The sequence below is a fragment of the Microbacterium sp. Bi128 genome (assembly GCF_918698205.1).
Map to the genome: position 1 here is coordinate 1 of NZ_CAKKMM010000451.1, position 3,603 is coordinate 3,603.

Annotated in this window: 6 protein-coding genes; all 6 read right to left on the bottom strand. The window is 70.1% G+C overall.

Annotation, left to right across the window (positions count from 1 at the left end):
* Positions 1 to 1,254, bottom strand: a 1,254-nt coding sequence (locus LQV45_RS20810) for a Dyp-type peroxidase (protein WP_230008645.1), incomplete at its 3' end; no start/stop codon positions are given.
* Entirely contained in the window at positions 1,251 to 1,634 is a 384-nt protein-coding gene (locus LQV45_RS20815; protein ID WP_230008646.1) for a hypothetical protein, read from the bottom strand. The genes LQV45_RS20810 and LQV45_RS20815, both read right to left, overlap by 4 nt.
* Complete coding sequence (locus LQV45_RS20820; protein ID WP_230008647.1) at positions 1,634 to 1,825, bottom strand: hypothetical protein; 192 nt, start codon at positions 1,823 to 1,825, stop codon at positions 1,634 to 1,636. Before LQV45_RS20820 ends, LQV45_RS20815 begins: the two co-directional genes overlap by 1 nt.
* Positions 1,822 to 2,331, bottom strand: a complete 510-nt coding sequence (locus LQV45_RS20825; RefSeq protein WP_374208262.1) for an Asp23/Gls24 family envelope stress response protein — start codon at positions 2,329 to 2,331, stop codon at positions 1,822 to 1,824. The genes LQV45_RS20820 and LQV45_RS20825 overlap by 4 nt, the downstream gene beginning before the upstream one ends.
* A 190-nt stretch (positions 2,332 to 2,521) precedes the next feature.
* On the bottom strand, positions 2,522 to 3,214 hold the full coding sequence (locus LQV45_RS20830) for a cyclopropane-fatty-acyl-phospholipid synthase family protein (protein ID WP_230008648.1): 693 nt from the start codon (positions 3,212 to 3,214) through the stop codon (positions 2,522 to 2,524).
* Positions 3,211 to 3,603: hypothetical protein (locus tag LQV45_RS20835; protein WP_230008649.1), on the bottom strand; the 393-nt coding region annotated here is incomplete at its 5' end. The genes LQV45_RS20835 and LQV45_RS20830, both read right to left, overlap by 4 nt.

A 3,603-nucleotide genomic window follows, 5' to 3' on the forward strand; every position in this document is an offset into this window, starting at 1 on the left:
CCCCAGGCCGTCCGAGCCGTCGGTGTAGTTGTAGCCGCGCCGGAGCATCTTGATGCCGTCGTTCTGGCTCGAGTGCGCGAGCCTGACGTGGGCGTCCAGCGGGATCAGTGGTTCCCCGCCGCGCCCCTGGAGCTCGAAGTCGGGGGCGGTGAATTCCTCGCCGCCGGAGAGCGGGGCCCCGGCGCCCTTGGTGCGCCCGATCAGCGCTTCCTGTTCCCGCAGCGACGTGCGGTCCCAGATTTCGATGTGCATCCGGATCCGGCGCGCCACGAGGTACGTGCCGCCGGCCATCCAGCCCTCTTCCGGGCGCGTTCCCTGGCCTGCCCACACGTGCTCCCCAAGCAGGGCGGTGTCCTCGGCTTTGAGGTTGTTGGTGCCGTCCTTGAAGCCGAAGAGGTTCCGCGGGGTGGCCTGTGACCTCGACGTGGAGGACGTCCGCCCGAAGCCGAGTTGGGACCAGCGGACGCGCGACTGCCCGAAGCCGATGCGGGCAAGGTTGCGGATCGCGTGGACGGCCACCTGGGGGTCGTCGGCGCAGGCCTGCACCACGATGTCGCCGCCGGTGCGTCCCGGCTGGAGGTCGTCGCCTGGGAAGTGCGGCAGGTCGATCAGTGCGTCCGGGCGGCGCCCCTCGAGTCCGAAGCGGGCCTTGCCGTCCTTCTCGAACAGGCCGGGGCCGAACCCGAAGGTGAGGGTGAGCCTGCCGGCGCCGAGGTCCAGGGCCTCACCCGTGTCCTCGGGCGGGGCGTCGTAGGGGCCATCGACGGCCCCGCTGCTGCCCGTGCTGCGCCCCTCGGTCATCGCCACGGCGGCGGCCGTCCAGTTTTTCAGAAGCCGGATGAGCTCTGCACGGTCCTCCGTGACGAGGTCGAAGGCTGCAATGTGAAGGCGGTCCTGGGCCGGCGTGACGATACCGGCCTGCCGGTCACCGTGGAAGGCGATGATGTCGCCGGGCTCTGCCACGGGGGCGGCCGCGGCCTCGACGGCGTCGTGACTGAGGAAGCCAACCGCCAGGCCGGCGCCGGCGGCCACCAACCCGGCCGGGAGCGTGGTGGCCGGCACGCCGGTGAGCCATCGGCCCAGCCGGTCGGGGCTGCCAAGGAGCGGGCTCTCTTGGAGGAGGGCCAGGACGGTCTCGAGGGCAAGCCAGAGGAAGACGGCGGCAAGGACGCTAGCGGTCAGGATGGACGCCGTGGCCCGGGAGGAGTGGGTCTCCCTGCGAACGAGGCGCCGAATGGCTCGATCCTGGCTCATGCGATTTTCCTTTCCTTGTGGTTCCGGCGTGGCGCTCCGGATGGCGCGTCGACCCTGGCAGTGCCGGAGTGCTGTGCGGCCCCGCTGAGCCGGATATCTACGCTGCTTAGCGTCCGGCCGGTGAGGTCCAGGCCGCGGGCAATGATGGCTGTCCGGGCCGCCCGGGAGCGGTCGAAGACGGTGCCGCCGTCGGGCCCCCGGCGCGGGCCGAGGAGCGGCGGGAGCGCCAGCTTCACGGAGACTCTCGCGGCGAGCCGGCCCGAATCGTCATCCAGCACCGCGGCGACGTCGGATCTCGGAACGCTGAAGGCGTGGGCCGCGATCGTCTCGATGGTGTGCCTGAGGGCTGCCGGGGTGATCCGGGTGTGCCCCGCCCGCATCACGAGGAGGAGCGCTTGCCGCGCAGGGCGTCCAGCACTCCGCCAAGATCCAGCCGCCCCGCGGCCGCGCGGCCCAGCACGGCCCCTGCCCCCATGAAGAGCGCGGTGAGCAGGAAACCCCAGAATCCAAACGCCAGGGACGCTGCGGCCAGGACGGCTCCGATGGTCAGGCCGGCCAGCGTGGGGCTCAAGCCACCCTCGGCTCGGTCCGTGCGTCCTCGGTGTCCTCGTCATCGGAGGGCACATGGATGTCCGTGATGGTGATGTTCACTTCCGTCACCTCCATGCCGACGAGGTCCTCGATGGCCGTATAGACAGCGTCGCGGGCCTTGTCCGCGACAAGCTGGAGCGGGTGCGGGTACTCGACCACCAGGGTGATGTCGACCGCTACCTGGGTTTGTCCGACTTCCACGCTGACGCCCTGGGTGAGGTCCTTTTGGCCGACCTTTTCACGCAGGGTTCCCAGCGCACGGGCTGCTCCGCCGCCGAGGGCGTGCACTCCTTCGATTTCCTGGATCGCGATGCCGGCGATCTTTGCCACAACGCCGTCTGCGACAGTGGTCGCACCGCGGCCGTCGATACCTGAGGCCGGTGCGGGCGCGCCCAGCGTGGGGGACTTCGCGGCGGGCGCCTTCGCTGCGGTTGCCGGGCCGGCCTGTCCCTGGAGGTCTGCCGGGGTGTGCGTCTGGGTGGTCAAGGCAATCACTCCTGATCGGTTGAGGGAGACGCTCTGTGGCGCCGTCATAGGTAAGACGGGCCGGGAACGGAATTCCTCACGGTCGAATCGGGGTGAGCTGCATCACATGCGGTCCTGGAAATCCCGTGGCCGCCTGAGGCAGCGGCCCCGCGGGCCATCCAGACAACGGCCCGACAGGCCGTTGGGCCGTCTACTGGGCGGCCAGGCGCGTGGCCCGCAGCACGGCATCCGTAAGGGACACTGCCTCGCCGTCGGGCCCGACGGCGCTGCGACGCCGGCTGTCCAGGACCTCGGCACGCCACAGCGGCTCCTCGATCCGGAGTTCCCGGGCAAGGTCCTCGGCCGTGAAGAACTTCTCCGGAGTATGGTGCGCGCCCCACGGAGGCAGTCCGTCGGGGTGATGGCCGACGATCAGCAGCGTCCCGCCGGTCCGCACCGCGGCCGCGGCGAGCTGCAACGCCTGCTGCCACGGCATCTGGGTGGAATGCAGGAACTGGGCCGTGACGAGGTCGAACAACCGGTCCGGGACCCATGTGGCAAGATCCTGCTGCACCCACTCGATGGTGGCGTCCTGGCCCCGTTCCCGGGCGTGGGCGGCCGCACGCTCCAGGGCGACGGCGGAAACGTCCAGGCCCGTCACGCTCCAACCGCGGGCCGCAAGCCATATCGCGTCCGCGCCCTCGCCGCACCCCAGGTCCAGAGCCTCGCCGGCAGGAAGGTCCGCCACCTCGGCGACGAGTTGCGGATTCGGCTCCCCGCTCCACATCCTGGACCGGCTGCTGTACTTTTCATCCCACATCCGGGCTGCGGAACCGGGCGCCGCATCCTCGACCGCCGCGTGTTCGGCGGCGTCATGCCCGTGGCTGTGGCTGCGTTTTGTCATGGTTTCCCCTCATCACGGCGGTTCGCCGCGTTTCGCTGTTTGTTTTCAGGCACGACGGCGGTGACGAACCCTCCCGGCGCGGACCGCCGTCGGGTCTCCCTGCCGAAATTCCTGTGCTCCTCAAGGACCAGTCCGAAGCACCCAACAAAGTCCGCGGCGCTCTTCCTGGCCGGGGGAGTGTTGTCGATCCCAAAGGTCAGGGGCTCGCCGACGAATCTCGCGGCAGCCCGCGCATACCGCATGTAGGGCGATCCCGAGGTGATCGTTTCCCTGGAAAAGTAGTCGAAGGCCACGATGCTGCCCGGGGCGGTGCCGGCGATCCTGCGCAGCGTCGCCTCGACGGAGGCGCGGTCCAGGTACATGGTCACCGCTTCCCAGAGGAACAGTGC

Bases quoted from the DNA above. Each gene is read 5' to 3' on its own strand.
- LQV45_RS20815 (WP_230008646.1), bottom strand. From the start codon at position 1,634: ATGCGGGCGGGGCACACCCGGATCACCCCGGCAGCCCTCAGGCACACC.
- LQV45_RS20830 (WP_230008648.1), bottom strand. From the start codon at position 3,214: ATGACAAAACGCAGCCACAGCCACGGGCATGACGCCGCCGAACACGCG.